The sequence below is a fragment of the Tessaracoccus antarcticus genome, from assembly GCF_003688855.1.
GTDB classification, from domain to species: Bacteria; Actinomycetota; Actinomycetes; order Propionibacteriales; family Propionibacteriaceae; genus Arachnia; species Arachnia antarctica.
In genome coordinates this window covers 149014-165134 of record NZ_REFW01000005.1, presented here as the reverse complement: position 1 = coordinate 165134, position 16121 = coordinate 149014, and the positions used below count along the sequence as shown (strand labels likewise).

8 protein-coding genes are annotated in these 16121 nt (G+C 62.7%); 4 read left to right on the top strand and 4 right to left on the bottom strand.

Going from position 1 to position 16121, the window contains the following annotated elements; translation table 11 throughout:
- Positions 1-27: 27 nt before the first annotated feature.
- The gene (mobF, locus tag EAX62_RS15505) at positions 28-5580 is read left to right on the top strand and encodes a MobF family relaxase (protein WP_121902635.1); all 5553 of its coding nucleotides are present in this window, start codon (positions 28-30) and stop codon (positions 5578-5580) included.
- A gap of 4 nt (positions 5581-5584) precedes the next feature.
- On the opposite strand, the gene EAX62_RS15500 is transcribed toward mobF, so the two are convergent.
- The gene (locus tag EAX62_RS15500; RefSeq protein ID WP_147454137.1) at positions 5585-6415 is read right to left on the bottom strand and encodes a tyrosine-type recombinase/integrase; all 831 of its coding nucleotides are present in this window, start codon (positions 6413-6415) and stop codon (positions 5585-5587) included.
- Positions 6416-7133: 718 nt separating this feature from the next.
- Between EAX62_RS15500 and EAX62_RS15495 the strand changes: the two genes are divergently transcribed.
- Genes EAX62_RS15495 through EAX62_RS15485 form a run of 3 tightly spaced genes read left to right on the top strand, consistent with a single transcriptional unit; the run spans position 7134 to position 13494 of the window.
- Complete coding sequence (locus EAX62_RS15495; protein WP_233558004.1) at positions 7134-9077, top strand: type I restriction-modification system subunit M; 1944 nt, start codon at positions 7134-7136, stop codon at positions 9075-9077.
- Positions 9077-10342, top strand: coding sequence for a restriction endonuclease subunit S (locus EAX62_RS15490; RefSeq protein ID WP_121902632.1), 1266 nt, complete (start codon positions 9077-9079; stop codon positions 10340-10342). Before EAX62_RS15495 ends, EAX62_RS15490 begins: the two co-directional genes overlap by 1 nt.
- The gene (locus EAX62_RS15485; RefSeq protein WP_121902631.1) at positions 10342-13494 is read left to right on the top strand and encodes a type I restriction endonuclease subunit R; all 3153 of its coding nucleotides are present in this window, start codon (positions 10342-10344) and stop codon (positions 13492-13494) included. The genes EAX62_RS15490 and EAX62_RS15485 overlap by 1 nt, the downstream gene beginning before the upstream one ends.
- A gap of 119 nt (positions 13495-13613) precedes the next feature.
- Here EAX62_RS15485 and EAX62_RS15480 read toward each other — a convergent pair whose 3' ends face one another.
- From EAX62_RS15480 to EAX62_RS15470, 3 genes are read right to left on the bottom strand one after another with little or no spacing between them, the layout of a single operon-like run.
- Positions 13614-14183: a hypothetical protein gene (locus EAX62_RS15480; protein ID WP_121902630.1), complete on the bottom strand. Its 570-nt coding sequence runs from the start codon at positions 14181-14183 to the stop codon at positions 13614-13616.
- A gap of 12 nt (positions 14184-14195) precedes the next feature.
- On the bottom strand, positions 14196-15632 hold the full coding sequence (locus tag EAX62_RS15475; RefSeq protein ID WP_121902629.1) for a type IV secretory system conjugative DNA transfer family protein: 1437 nt from the start codon (positions 15630-15632) through the stop codon (positions 14196-14198).
- Positions 15629-16072, bottom strand: coding sequence for a hypothetical protein (locus EAX62_RS15470; protein ID WP_147454135.1), 444 nt, complete (start codon positions 16070-16072; stop codon positions 15629-15631). Before EAX62_RS15470 ends, EAX62_RS15475 begins: the two co-directional genes overlap by 4 nt.
- Positions 16073-16121: the final 49 nt, after the last annotated feature.

Below are 16121 nucleotides of genomic sequence, written 5' to 3'. Positions count from 1 at the left end.
CGGCTGGTTGGTGGGCTGTCTTTGGGTATGACGGCATCGCTGCACAAGCTGACGGCTGGGTCGGGGTATGACTACCTGACCCGGCAGGTTGCTGCCCAGGACTCTACGGAGAAGGGGCACGCCAGTCTTGCGTCGTACTACTCCGAGAAGGGCGAGGTTCCCGGTTCGTGGTGGGGGAGCGGCCTGGTTGGGCTGGGTGATCTGGCTGTTGGTGATCAGGTGTCAGCGGAGCAGATGAAGGCCCTGTTCGGGGGAGGTCTCCACCCGAACATGGCCAACCGGATGGCGGCCTTGCCGATGGATGCTTCGCCGGGGGAGATCCGGGAGGCCTCGCGGTTGGGGGCGCCGTTCAAGGTGTTTTCTGGTGCTACTTCTTTTCAGAAGGAGGTGGCTATTCGCTGCTCTGATTGGGAGCTGGCGCATGCGGGGGTGGAGGTGCCAACGGGGGTGAGGGCCGAAATCCGCAATGACATCGCCACGGAGCATTTCGTCGAGCGGTTCGGCAGGGCACCGTCCGGGTTGGAGTTGTCGTCGGAGGTCGCGAGGTTGTCGCGGGATCCGTCGACGGCGTGTGCGGGGTATGACGTGACGTTCACGCCGGTGAAGTCGGTGTCTGCGTTGTGGGCGGTAGCGCCGGTGGGATTGGCAGCCCGAATTGAGGAGGCGCACAACGCCGCCGTGGCGGATGCGTTGCGGTTCTTGGAGCAGCGGGCATTGTTTACCCGTTGCGGGGCTGACGGGGTGCGGCAGGTTGATGTGACGGGACTCGTCGCCGCGATGTTTGTGCACCGCGATTCCAGGGCTGGGGATCCGAACCTGCATACCCATGTTGCTGTGGCGAACAAGGTCCAAACCTTGGACGGGAAATGGTTGGCCATTGACGGGCGACTGATCTTCAAGGCAAAGGTGGCTGTCAGCGAGACTTACAACACCCAACTCGAAGCCCACCTAAACAAATTGGGAATCCGATTCCACGAGCGCCCCGACACAGAGCCGGGGAAGCGTCCGGTGCGGGAAGTGGTAGGTGTGCCAGCTGCATTGCTTGAGCGGTGGTCCTCCCGCCGGGTAGCGATTGTGGCCCGCCAGGGGGAGTTGGCGGCCCGGTTCCAGCATGATCATGGTCGGCCGCCGACACCTGTGGAAGCGATCAAATTGGCGCAGCAAGCAACGTTGGAGACCCGCGACGCCAAACATGAACCCCGTTCTGTCGCCCAGCAGCGGACTACGTGGCGGGCGGAGGCACAGCAGGTGGTGGGGGAGGTTGGGATCACCTCTTTGGTGGTGGCCGCCACCGCAGGCGTGGCATCTGTTCTGCCCGTGCCAGCTGGGTGGGCGACGGCGACGGCGGGGGAGGTGGTGGCGGCGGTAGAGGGCGGCCGGGCCACGTGGCAGGTGTGGCATCTTCGGGCGGAGGCCTCCCGCAGGGCAAGGGAGCGCGCCACCGACCCGGCGATGGCAGAAGTACTGACGGGTAATCTGCTGCGGGAAGCTGTCAGGTTGAGTGAGCTCGTCGGGGACGCAGGTGGTGACGGTCTGAGCGAACCAACGGTGTTGCGTCGCAGGGATGGGGCGTCGGTGTACACGGTGGCCGGGGCGCAGCTCTATACCTCCGGGAAGGTGCTGGCCGCGGAGAGTCTGATGGTGGAACTGTCCGGCCGCACGGGTGGGCGGCGGGTTGGTGAGATGGAGGTGTCGCTGGCTTTGCTGGCCTCGACCGCCAACGGTGTGGTACTCAATGCCGGCCAGACGAACTTGGTGCGGGAGATGGCCACTAGCGGGGCACGGGTGCAGCTTGCGCTTGCTGCCGCGGGGTCGGGGAAGACCACAGCGATAAAGGTGTTGACTCAGGCGTGGCGTGAGGGCGGCGGCACTGTCCTTGGGTTGGCGCCCTCGGCTGTTGCGGCCAGTGTGTTGCGGGACCAGACCGGGGATGCCACCACGGTCGCGAAGTACGTGTGGGATCTTGAACACGGCCGCCGAAACGGTATGAGTGGGGAGGTTGGTCCAGGCGCGCTGGTGATCGTTGATGAGGCGGGGATGGCTGACACCATCTCTTTGGCTGCTGTGATCGAGCATGTTGTGGGCTGCGGCGGCTCGGTGCGTCTTGTGGGTGATGATCAGCAGTTGGCGGCGATCAGTGCCGGTGGGGTGCTGCGCGACATCGCCGAGATCCACGGAGCTGTTGAACTTACCGAGCTGATGCGCTTCCAGGACATGGCAGAGGCCAGCGCCTCCCTCGCTTTGCGGGAGGGGCGGCCGGAGGCGTTGGGGTTCTATCTCGACGCCGAGCGGATCCACCCCGGAACCCAGGAATCCAGCCTGGAGACGGCATTCGCCCACTGGACTGCGGACCGGGCCGAAGGCTGGGACAGCCTGATGTTGGCCAGCACCCGAGACACGGTGACTGATCTCAACCGGCGGGCGAGAGCGCACCGCCTGACCACCAACGATGATCCCGCCCGCCACGAGGTAGAAGTGGGGTTGGTGGATGGGAACCGGGCCTCAGTTGGGGATGTCATCATCACCCGCATGAATGACCGCCGCCTGCCGATGTCGGCGACGGATTGGGTCAAGAACGGCGACCGCTGGATTGTACTTCGGGTCACTGATCGTGGGGTTGTCCAAGCCAGGCACTGCGACTCCGGGCTGAGAGTGACATTGCCGCAGGACTACGTGAGCAGATACGTGCAGCTTGGCTACGCCGTGACCGTTCACGCCGCGCAAGGCCTCACCGTGGATGTCACCCGGGGCGTGCTGACCGGGGTTGAGACGAGACAGCAGCTCTATGTGATGGCCACCCGTGGCCGCCTCGCCAATCACCTCTATGTGCCCGTTGTCGGCGATGGTGATGAACACAGCCTCGTGCACCCCACGACCCTGCGACCCGAAACCGCCGTAGACATTCTGCAAACCATCCTTGCGCGTGACGGTGCAGCACGCTCGGCCACCACCGAAACGCGCGAGCAGACAGCACCGGCGATCCGGCTCACCCACGCGGCCGGACGCTACGTCGACGCCCTCCACGTCGCTGCTGAAACCCTTATAGAACCCTCGACCATCACCGCCTTGGACAGGGGGGCCGACGCTGTGGTGGATGGGTTGACATCGTGTGCGGCGTGGCCTGCGTTGCGTGCCGCCCTGCTCCTCAACACGCTTGATGGTCGAGACCCGCTGGTCGAACTCCGCGGCGCTGTTGCTGCACGTGAACTGGGGTCAGCCCAGGACCCGGCTGCGGTGCTGACGTGGCGCATCCACCCCCCTGAGGGCGCGGGCACCCTGCCGTGGCTGCCGCCCATCCCCACAGCCTTGACGAAACATCCAGACTGGGGCCCCTACCTGACTGCGCGGACACAACTGGTCACATCCGCCGCCGCAGGAGTGCGAGAAGTAGCCAGTCATCTGGTGAGTCCAGGATGGGCGCTGCCCGGACAAACACTCACCCCGGCGCTGATCGAGGACGTCGAAGTCTTTCGCGCAGCAACTGGTGTGGAAGCTGACGACAGGAGGGTGCTTGGGCCGCTGCAACTCGGCGCCACAGCACGGACCTGGCAACGCCAGCTAGAGCAGAGGCTCCGACCAAATATTGCCTCGGTGTGGGCAGACATGCTGAGCGACCTCCACCCCGAAGTCCACGCCGATCCGTTCGCGATCTCCCTCACCCACAAAATCGCCGCACTGCATGCCTCCGGGGTCCCCGTGACTGAGATGCTGGCCGAAGCCGCAGCCGATGGACCCCTCCCGGCCGAGCAACCCGCCGCGGCTTTGTGGTGGCGGCTCTCCCGCCACCTCACCCACACCCACAACAACACCATCACCACACAACCCGCCCCGATCAGCTGGGGCACGGAGCTCCGGGCACTGGTCGGTGACGCGAAGGCCATTGAACTGGAACGCAGCCCGTGGTGGCCGACCCTGGTCAACTCCGTCACCCAAGGCTTGGAACAAGGCATCCCACTCAGAGAACTCCTGACCACCGACCATGAGATGAACATCTCAGCTTTCGACGACCACTGCCAAGCCCTCATGTGGCGGGCACAACAACTCACCACCACCCCGCCGAACAACCCCGAAGACGAACCACCCCACCCCGATGACCTCCCACCAGAAGACCAGTACCACAGCGACACCGAATCCAGTCTCGGTGAGGCTCTACGCTCTGCTGCCCGGCTTCGAGAAGCCACTGAGCTTGACTTCACCGCCATCGAGCTCCGGCGGGACTTCGCCGCAGCCGACCGCTGGACCGACACCCACCACACCCCCGAGCGCCTGGCCCTGGTCAACGATGAGGCCGCCACCTTCTACACCAACCACCTGCCTGGGTCTTGGGCACACCCCCACCTCATAGAGCGCCTCGGCACCGACATCGCGGGCGACGAACGGTTCCGTGCCGGCTACGCACCCCATGGTTGGACGAACCTGGTCAACCACCTCCGCCGCTACGGCATCAGCGACGACGAAATGCTGACCGCTGGTGTAGCGACCCTCACTCGCGACGGACGGCTCATCGACAAGTTCCGCGACCGACTCATCTTCCCCATCACAGCTGACAGCAGAGTTCTAGGCTTCGTCGGCCGACGCAACCCCAACTCTGCCGACGACACGGCAGCCCCGAAGTACCTCAACACCGCCACCACACCGCTGTTCAGCAAACGTGATGTCCTCTTCGTCCACGACCACCTCACCCCTAACACGATCCCCGTCATCGTCGAAGGCCCCATCGATGCAATCGCCATCACCCTCGCCGGACAAGGCCACTACATCGGTGTTGGGCCCCTGGGCACGGCCTTCACCCACGAACAATGCCTAACACTCTCGGGCGGACGAACACCAATCATCGCCACAGACGCCGATACCGCCGGCATCGTCGCCGCCGAAAACATTTTCTGGCTGCTAGCGGCGCACCGCCTCGACCCCACCCGGGCTGCACTGCCAGCTGGCAGCGACCCAGCAGCCATCCTCCAAGCCCTGGGTCCCGCTCGACTGGTTCAGCTTCTCGACCAAGCCCGGCCCCAAGCCGACCACATGACTCAGGAACGACTCGCCCACCTGCCGCGCCTGGACGCCATTGCCCAAGTGGCCAAAATATTCGCCGCTCGCCCATCCGGTACCTGGCCCGAGCTTGCGTCGCTGGCCATCGAAGACCGCGGCACGGCACAACGTGCACTACTGACAGCAGCCACGACGTGGACAACCACCCCAATCGAGGCAGCCGATACCGCAGGCGAGCAAACCCGCCAACTGCGCCACCGGCTTCAACAGCCCCCCGAGATCAGGTGGAAAGACTGGGCCGTGCACACCAATCAAGCATTGCTCCAGAGCGAGCACTGGCCTGCGATCGCCGCCCACTTGGACAAACTCGACCTCACCGGTGTCAACATCAATTTTCTAGCCCAACGATTCCGTCAGTCCCCGTCGAACTTGGTTCTGGCGATCCTGAGCGACTTCAACGACCCAGATCAATCTGTCCTTCGGGATCTTGGAGGATTCCTGCAGCCGGTTGCGCCTACGCAGACCAGAACCGATGGGCGTCACCGCCACCACCGCATAGGCCCCAGCCCGACTACTGCCCCTCGTCGATGAAGGTTCAGCAGAAAAGACGCGAAATGAAGGGTAGCCAGAGCAACGTTCGTTCCGGCCGACGCCGTACTCCTCGGGGGTGGTGGCAGTAAGTGTTGGACCGGTTGGGTGATCGGAGATGTGATCCGATGCGTCCCGCGAGGGTGTCCACGGCCTCCTGTGCGGCCTGGGAGGAGACGTGGGTGTAGATGTCTCCGGTGATCGCGATGGTGGAGTGCCCCAGCCGTCTGGACACCTGGGTGATGGGTTCTCCTGCCTCCAGCCCCAGGGAGGCGGAGGTGTGGCGCAGGTCATGGAGCCACATCGGTGGTAACCCCAGCTCCTTCACCAAGATGGTGAACTGCCTTGATACCGCAGCCGGGTCTAAGGGAATGCCTGCTTCGTCCTGGAACACGAACGCCCCAGGCGAGATGTCACCGACTGCCCGTTGGTGGGTGTCCAGCACGGCGGCTGTGTCGTCGTCGAGGTGGACGGTGCGAACCCCCTTGGCTGACTTCGGGGATCCCACGGCAGTCTGTCCTGCAACCAGCGTGAGCTGCCTGCGGATGTGAACGGTCTTGGCTTCGAGGTCCAGGTCGTGCCACTGGATGCCCAGGGTCTCCCCTCTGCGGAGCCCGCAGATCAGCAGCAGTCGATACACGAGGTGCCATCGGTGCTCACGGGTCCTGTGGAGGAGGGTCTGGGCTTGGGTGGTGGTCCAGATCGTCATCTCGTGGCGCTCGGTCCTTGGTAGCTCCACGAGTGCTGCTGGGTTGGTGGGCCGCAAGCCTCGACGGACAGCGGTGTTGAGGGCTGACATCAACGTGGCGTGGATCCTGTGGAGGGTCGCGATCGACACGGTTCCGTATCTGCCGGAGCGGATCAGTGAATGTGCGCGACGTGCCCCACGGTGAGCCGTGCCAGCCGTAGGTGGCCCAGGGAGGGCTTGAGGAACCTGTTGATGTGAATCTGGGTAGCCCAAGCGCGTTGAGGGCCGCAGAGCAGCTTTGGTGGCCAACCAGGCATCAAGGTAGCCACCCACCGTGCCCTTGCGAAGCGGACTGCCGGTGGCCTCTGAGGCGGGTAGGACCGGAACAGGTTGAAGGTGGTCATGGAAGGAACTCCTGTCTGAACATGAAGAAAGCCCGCACCGTGTGGTGCGGGCCGGTGGTGCCCCGCCTCCTGTACAGGACAAGGCGGGGAGCCGGGAAAGTTGCCAGTCGTCAGCACTTCGGGTTGGGAAGATGGTTGATTCCGGCAACCTGGTGATCAGTGACGGGAATGCCCATTTCAGCGGGCATGAAGAAAGCCCCCCGCATGGAGCGAAGGGCTTGAAGAGAAAATGTTGAATCACTGGTCTCTGTATATATAACTATAGCATATTAATTCACTTGGATAGGTTCTTTTCGACAGGTGAGGAAAGGCAGCAGATTGGGAGGCCTGCGTGGGTGGCAGATGTGCTCCGCCTATGCGCAGCTGACGTGCAACCTCACCTGAGTCCGGGCAAGATGGGGCCTTCCAGTAACCTTCGAGCCGGGAGCATCGACGTTCCCAGTAGTACCCGAGGAGAAGACGCTGTGAGTCAGCTTGCCAACTTTGTGTGGGGGATTGCCGACCAACTGCGGGGCGTGTACAAGCCAGCCCAGTACGGCACCGTCACTCTGCCGTTCGTGATCCTGCGGCGCATGGAGGGCATCCTCGAAGGGCATCGCGAGATGATCCACGACCTCATCGCCACCACACCCCACGAAGGAGCGCTGGCTGCCAAGCTCCGCAGCAAGGGCCTGCACTTCTGGAACAGCTCGGACTACACCCTCAAGTCGTTGTTGGGTGATCCGGACAACCTGGCTGCCAACCTCATCGACTACGTCTCAGCGTTCTCACACAACGTGGCCGACATCTTCCCCAGCTTCAAATTCGAGCAGTCCATCAGCAAGCTTGACGACAACGACCGGCTCTACCTGCTCGTTTCGCAGTTCTCAGACGTTGACATGCGCCCCGACGTCCTCTCCAACGCCGAGATGGGTGAACTGTTCGAGCATCTGATCTTCAGGTTCAACACCGCCTCCAACGAGACCGCCGGTGAACACTTCACCCCCCGAGACGCGATCCGGCTCATGGTGGATCTGCTGCTGGCCCCCGACTCAGACGTCCTGGCCACACCGGGCACCGTGCGCACCATCTACGACCCCGCCGCAGGCACCGGAGGCATGCTCTCCGTCGCCGAAGAACGGATCATGGACCTCAACGACAAGGCCAAGGTCGCACTGTCGGGGCAGGAACTCAACGACGAGTCCTACGCCGTGTGCAAGTCAGACATGATCGCCAAAGGCCAGGCCGTGGATGCCATCAAGCTCGGCGACACCCTCCGCAACGATCACCACTTCGGCACCCAATACGATTATTGCCTCAGCAACCCGCCCTACGGCGGTGACTGGAAGTCCGCTGAGAAGGTGGTCCGCGACGAACACAATAAGGGCGGCGGACGCTTCGACGCCGGGCTCCCCAGAATCAGCGACGGCCAAACCCTCTTCCTGCAGCACCTCGTGTCCAAGATGCGCCCTGCCCACGCGGGCAAGGAGAACTCCGGGGGCCGGGCTGCCATCGTGCTCAACGGATCACCGCTGTTCACCGGAGGTGCAGGCTCCGGGGAGTCAGAGATCCGGCGCTGGCTCATCGAATCCGATCTGGTGGATGCCCTCGTGGCCCTGCCCACCAACATGTTCTACAACACCGGAATCGCCACCTACGTGTGGCTGCTCGACAACCACAAGCCCGCCGAACGCAAGGGCAAGATCCAGCTCATCGACGCAACCTCGTTCTGGACCAAGCTCCGCAAGAACCTGGGATCCAAGAACCGCGAGATCAGCGACACCGACCGTGAGCGCATCCTCAAGCTCTACGACGACTACGAGGACAACGACCACAGCAAGATTCTGGACAGCGCCGACTTCGGCTATTGGGAGATCACCGTGGAACAACCCCTACGACTGCGCTTTCTCGTAGATGCCCAGCGCATCGACGAGTACCTCGCTGTCAAGCAGTTGACCAAGCTGGATGAAGGAGTCCTCACCGGTCTGCGAACTGCACTGATCTCGGTCGCGGGCAAGCCATACGGGAACCGAGATGAGTTCACCAAGGCTCTTCGTTACGCGGTCAAGGCAACAGGCAACGGACTCGCTTTGCCAGTCGTCAAGGCGCTGGTCGCGGTCATAGGCGAGCGAGACGAGAACGCCGACATCTGTTCCGACACAAAGGGCAACCCTGAGCCTGACATCGGCCTCCGTGATACCGAGCTCGTACCCTTCCACGACACCATCGATGACTACTTCGAGCGTGATGTCCTGCCGTTCGTTCCTGACGCGTGGATCGATGAGTCCAAGACCAAGGTCGGCTGTGAGATCCCGGTCACCCGGCTGTTTTACAAGTACGTGCCTCCGCGCCCACTGGCCGAAATTGACGCCGAGTTGAACGCCCTCACTGAAGAGATAGTTGAGTTGCTCCGAGTGGTGGAAGCGTGATGCAAGTTGTGCTTGCTCACCTTCCAGCGGCATGGCGGCGCGTCGCGATGTCCAGATTGTCCACCCGCCCGATCACAGCGGGCGCGGATTACGTAGCGCAGCCACGGGTGCCCAACGACGTTAGATATGTAAGAACCACAGACGTGAAGACGTTGCAAACACTCACCTCCGATGAATCGGCCGTAGGCGTGAGCGCGAGCGAAGCTGAGGCAGCGTTGGCGACAACTGGCGACATCCTCATGACGAGGTCTGGCTCGTTGGGCACTTCCTATTTTCACCAGTCGTCTGAGCCTGTGTGCTTCGCAGGGTATCTGGTTCGTATGCGTCCGGACCTCAAGCGAACTGATGGCCGCTTCTTGGCCTGGTGGGCCTCCTCCCAAGACCACAAGGATCAGATCGCGGTCGGAGCTACCCGCTCGACCATTGACAACTTTAGTGCTGCGAAGTTTCGAGCCATGCGTGTTCCGCTGCCACCGCTCGACGAGCAGCGCCATGTCGCTGACTTTCTGGACAGGGAGACCGCGCAGATCGATGCGCTCATCGAGAAGCAAGGCAACCTGATCTCAACGTTGGTCGAGCGACGTACTGCCCTTATCCGTCACGCAATCGGGGGAGGTGCCACGGGGGGAACGCTGGAGCGTCGAAGCCAGTCATGGCTCGGCCCTGTTCCGGAGCACTGGTCTCAACGCCCTCTCTGGTCAATGTTCCGCCGTGAGAAGCGAACCGGGTTCGTTGACGAGCCGATGGTCTCAGTGTTCCGAGAGTTTGGCGTGGTTTTTAAGGGGGACTTCGACAACTTGAACGTCACTGCGGAGGACCGTTCAATCTATCAACTTGTCGAGCCTGGATGGCTTGTGGTCAATCGTATGAAGGCTTGGCAGGGATCTCTCGGGATAAGTGCCATCCGCGGAATTTCTTCTGGACACTACATCTGCTTTAGGCCCATGCACAGCGAGAGGCCGGACTTCCTCAATTGGCTCTTCCGCTCACCTCAGTACCGTGAGGGACTAGCAGCCAATTCGCGCGGGGTCCGTCCGGGTCAAGCTGAAATTGACAACCTGCTGCTTCGACAGATGCCTGTTCTGGTTCCGCCCCTGGAAGAGCAGACACGCATTGTTGACTTCCTGGAACGCGAGACCTCCAAGGTCGATGAGCTTATAGCCAGGTCCGGACTCTTCATCGAACTTGCCCGTGAGCGACGCGCTGCACTCATCACAGCAGCTGTCACCGGCCAGCTCGATGTCACCAGGAAAGAGGTCGCGTGATGGCGCAGCACCATGAGTCGGCGTTCGAGAAGGAGTTGTGCGAGTACTTGGCTGCACGTGGCTGGCTGTACTCAGCCACGGACGCTGGTTACGACCGTCAACGTGCTTTGTTTCCCGATGACATCTTCGCTTGGCTGGAGGAGACGCAGCCCGAGGAATTGGCGAATAAGGTCAAGCAAACCAAGACGCCCGGAGCCCAAAACAAGGCAAAGGATGGGGTGATCGATAGGCTTTCGAAGCTACTGGACCAGGGACAGCCGGTGGGTGGGGCGCTGAAGGTGCTGCGGTCGGGGTTCAAGGACGCACCAGCGGCCTTCGACATGATGCAGAAGCGCCCCGAGCAAGCGGTGAACCCCAACGTCAACGCCAAGTACACAGCCAACAGGCTCCGTGTCATGAGGCAAGTGCACTACTCGTCGAAGAACAATAACTCGATCGACCTGGTGCTGTTCGTCAACGGCATCCCAGTGGCGACACTGGAACTCAAGACCGACTTCACGCAGAGCGTCGCGGATGCGAGGAAGCAGTACCAGCGCGACCGACTCCCGGCTGGGGAGCCGCTGCTGGGATTCGGTACCCGTGCCCTGGTGCACTTCGCGGTGTCCAACGACGAGGTGTGGATGACCACCAAGCTGGAGGGTCCGAAGACACGGTTCCTGCCGTTCAACCGAGGGAACCACGGGCACAAAGGCAATGCTCCGGACCCTGAGGGTTCACCCACCACGTACTTGTGGCGTGACGTGCTCCAGCGTGACATGTGGCTGGACATCGTTGGCAAGTTCATCCACTACGAAACCACCAAGACCAAAGACCCCGTCACCGGTCAGCAGAAGAAGACAACGAACTTGATCTTCCCCCGCTACCACCAGTTGGAGGCGGTCACTGCGTTGGTTGCGGACAGCAAGGCCATGGGTGCCGGTCAGAGGTACCTGGTGCAGCACTCTGCCGGGTCGGGGAAGACCCGGACCATCGCGTGGACGGCGCACCGGCTCGCCACCCTGCACGACGTACAGAACCAGAAGATCTTCGACTCCGTCATCATCATCACGGACCGCACCGTGCTGGATGACCAGCTACAGGAGGCGGTCAAGGAGATCGAGACCAAGACCGGCATCGTCGCCACCATCAACACGAAGGAAGCAGCCAAGTACGGGCTGACGTCGAAGTCGGCGCTGCTGGCCCAGACCCTGGCGGCGGGCAAACTCATAGTTGTCGTGACGCTCCAGACGTTCCCCTTCATCCTGAAGGAGATCGAGAAGAGCAAGTCGCTGCGGGGGAAACGCTTCGCTGTCATCGCTGACGAGGCGCACTCATCCCAGACAGGACAAGCCTCCGCAGAGCTGAAGAAGGCACTGTCTGACCAAGAGGCCGCCGATGTGGCTGATGGCGGGGAGATCGACGTCGAGTCCGTGTTGGCGGCCACGGCATCAGCCAAGGCCGAGACACCCAACATCTCGTTCTACGCCTTCACGGCCACACCCAAGTCCAAGACCCTGGAGCTGTTCGGCACCCCTGACCCGGCGACGGGCCTGTCACGCCCGTTCCACCTGTACACGATGCAGCAGGCCATCGAGGAGGAGTTCATCCTCGACGTCCTGAAGAACTACACCACCTACGACACAGCCTTCCAGCTCGCGCAGAAGGTCGACGAGGGCCAGATGAAGCCCCTGCCCACCCTTGACCAGCACGGCAACCTCGTGGATGAGAAGGCGGCACGCAAGGGTCTGATGAACTGGGTGCAGTTGCACCCCACCAACATCGCCCAGAAGGTGCAGATCATCGTCGAGCACTTCGAGGCCAACGTGAAGCATCTGCTGGGTGGGCAGGCCAAGGCCATGGTGGTCACCGGCTCCCGCAAGGCGGCCATCAAGTACAAGAAGGCCATCGACGCCTACATCGCCAAGCACCACTACAGTGACGCCACCTCGCTAGTGGCGTTCTCCGGCGAGGTGACGTTCACCGACCTCGACTTCGACGGCTACCCCAGCGATGCCATCCATTCGGGGGACAAGTTCACAGAAGCCTCCATGAACCCCGGGGTCAAGGACCTACGCAACGCCTTCGACACACCCGAGTACCGGGTCATGATCGTGGCCAACAAATTCCAGACCGGATTCGACCAGCCCAAACTGTGCGCCATGTACGTGGACAAGCCCTTGGCCGGGGTGGCTGCGGTGCAGACACTGTCACGACTGAACCGGGCAATGCCAGGCAAGGCGACCATGGTCCTCGACTTCGCCAACAAGGCCGAGGACATCCTCGCCGCGTTCAAGCCGTACTTCGAAGAAGCCGAGATCACGACCACCACGGACCCAAACCTGCTGCACGACCTTGCCACCAAACTCGACGCCACCGGGATCTACAGCCCCGAGGAAGTCGAAGCCGTAGCCACCTCCTACGTGCAAGGCAAGGGCAACAACGCACTGACCGCTGCGGTGCAGCCCGTCAAGCAACGCTTCATCGCAGCCCGCAACGCAGCCAGGGAAGCCAAGGACGCATCGAAGCTGGAGGAGCTGGAGCAGTTCCGCAGCGACGTCTCCACCTTCGTACGGCTCTACGACTTCCTGTCACAGATCATCAACTTCGAAGACACCAGCATCGAGAAGCAGGCCATCTTCTCCCGGTACCTCGCCACCCAGATCCGCCCCGAGGAGCGCTCCGAGACGGTTGACCTCTCCGACGTCACCCTGGAGGGCATCAAGCACAGCCAAGGCGAGACGGTACAGATCAAGCTCGGGGACGGTGAGGTCGTCCCTCTGGGTCCCAGCTTCACAGCAGCCGGATCGAGGAAGCCCCATGATCCGCGTCTGGCGCTCATGGCCGCGATCATCGCGAGCCTGAATGAACAGTTCGCAGGGGAGGGGTTCCAGGATCATCAGCAACAGAGTTGGGTGGAGGAGTTGGTGGTGGCGATGAAGCACGATGAGGATCTCGTCGCCCAGGCCGTTGTCAACAACGAGGAACAGTTCCTCGCCAGCCCGACCCTTCGCGATGCCGTGACGATTGCCGTCTCAGAGACCCACGGTGCCCACTCCAAGATGGTGGACCTGTTCCACACCCGCAGCGGAGTCGAGATCAAGCTGAACGCGCTCCTGGGGCGGCTGCTCTACATGGACCTCCGGGAACCGGTGGACGGTCAGCCAACGACCTGAGAGTGCGGTGTGGGCTCGTCAACTGTCGAAGCTGGCCGGCAAATATCCCCGATGTGTATGTGAGTTCCAATCCGATCCATTTGGCGGCAATCCTTTCTCGCGGGTCTGGTCACTGAAAACTAGGGACGCAGTGCGCGAAGTCCGCGCGCATTGCATCGTGGAAGAGTGTTGACGTCGGCGAGCAGGGTGTCGTTTCTTTTGGTGGTGTTGCCTTGATTGATGTGTCTCGTGTGGGCGGGCTGTCCGGGCCATGGGGTGTGGCTGTTTTCGCATCCTTGGCGGGCTGTGTGGGTGCGCTCCAGGAAGTTGGGGATGGTGTAGCGGTGCCATTCGTCGAGGAGGGTGCTGGTGGGTGCGTCGCCGGCGGTGCGGCGTTGATCGGCCAGCGTTGAGATGTCGCGGACGAGGTGGGGGTGTTCGGGCCAGCAGGGTGGGATTTGGTCTTGGGAGTACCAGGTGTGTTGGGTGTTGAACCAGTAGACGAATGCTTCGAGCCATTTCCAGGTGTCGAAGCGTAAGTCGGGGTCGTGGATTGATGTCAGGTCCCAAGGGCGGGGGATGATTTCGCCGGCGCCGAAGATTTCATCGGCGGCACGGCCACCTATGGCCAGCATGTGGAGTTGTTGGTAGACCTTGGCCATGCGGGGGGTGGCCTCGGGGAACTCTGTCAGGTTTGAGGGTGTGTCCACGTTGGGGTGCTCCTATCGTGTTGGTGGGGTGCTGAGGCCGAGCTGATGGGAGGCGGCAACAGCCGCGGCGGTGCGGTGTTGGAGGTCACTGGCGGGTGCTGCCTTTGGTGTGGCGGGCCGGAGTTGAGCCTGTTGTGTCAGGAGCGTGCGTCCGGGTTTTCCGTTGATGGCTCGGTGAACTGTGGCGATGATGGGTTTGCCGTTCTCAGCGATGACCAGGACACGTCCGGTGGGTAGTTCGCGGATTGTCTCGGGGCGGAGGACGGGGGTGTCTTCGCCGTGGCTGGAGCGGTTGGGGGTGCGGCCGTTTTGGTGGTTGTGGCGGGTGATGCGGCGGGTGCCGAGGAGGTCGGAGAGTTCTTTGTTGAATCCTTGGTCTTTGGAGCCACCGAACACGATGAGTGTGTTGGTGAGGCCAAGGATGGATCGGGAGTGGTGGGGGCCGTAGGCCTGGTCGAGTTGGGCACGGGTTTGGGAGGCCCACACGATGCTGATCCCGAGTGCTCTTTCGTTGGCCATCCGGGTCGCCAGCGTGGGGAGGGGTGCGGTGGAGGGGAGCTCATCGAGGCAGGCCAGTAGCGGTGGGCAGAGCTTGCCCCAGGGGCTGTGGTGGGCGAGGTTCAGGGCGGTGTCGAGGATGTCTTCGGCTACGGCTGTCATGAGGGGAGAGGCGGAGATGTAGGGGTCTTCCCGGCCGAGAAGGTAGATCGTTCCGTTGCGGCGGATGACGTCGGCGATGTCGGTGGCTGGCCTGTTTGGTCCGGGGATGCAGCGTTGGCGTCGTTGTTGGGTGGTGAACAGGGCGAGTGCTTGTTCGACGGTGGTTTTGGTGTTGCCGGAGGTGCGGTCATCTGGGTTGTGGATGGCGCCAATGAGGAGTCCGTGCCAGTTGGGCTCAGCGTTGGGGTGGTTGAGAAGGGCTTCGGTGGGGAGGGTGGCCTTTCGGGGGTTGGCTACCCAGTGGAGGATGTCGTTGAGGGTGGAGCCGGTGAGGGCTGCTGCATGGAGGTAGCACTGGATGACTTTGGCGGCTTCAGCGGCGTAGAACTGGGCGGCAGCGCTGCTGCTGGTGTTGGTGGTGGTCAGGGTGCCGGCGCAGAAGGCTTTCGCGCGGCGCTCTGCGATGTGGGCGTCGATGCAGCCGGCGATGGGGTCCCACACCAGGGGCGGGAGGTCGGGGGCGGTTCCGAAGGGGTCGAGGACGTGACAGGGCCGACCTCCTGCGGTGCGGGCCGTCCAGGTCAGGAGCACGTCTTCGGGTTTGGTCATGGTCACCAGTGCGGCTCCGGGCGCCTGGAGGAGGGCGGGGGTGAGGATGTCGAGGGTTTTCCCGGATCCTTGGGGGCCGATTACTCCGGCGGTGCGGTCCCAGGGTTGCCACAGATCAACACCGCGCGGTGTGTGGCTGCGTCCGATCTTCCATCCGATGTCTGTGGGGTCGAATCTCATTGCCGTCCCTTTGGATACAGGTCGGGGCGGATGATTCCTCGGGTGAGACGCAGCCGCCGGAGGCCAAGGAGATGCTGAGCTTGGTCGGCGGTGGCCATGCCTTTGATGGCCCTGCCGCGGAGTCGCATCAAGGCCCATCCGGATGTGCCGCACATGGCGGCGGCTGCCGCGGCAGTCATCGTCCACACCAGCCACATGGGCGAACCGACTGCGGTGTGGGTGGGGAGGCCTGCCGTGGTGTTGCCGCGGAGGATGGCCCAGCAACTGGTGACCAGGTGCTCACTGGTGGGCCACCAGAGCCCTGAGCCGGTGAACAGGAGTGCGGCAGTGCGTCCGATCTGTACCGCCAGGATCCCGATGATGAGCAGCAGGATCCCGGTCAGGGCTGCGGGTTCCCACGTCCAGGGGTAGCCATCCTCGTGCTGGGCATCCTTCATCACGACACGCCTCCTTGGCTGATGTGTTCCATGTGGGGGATAGGCCCGCTTC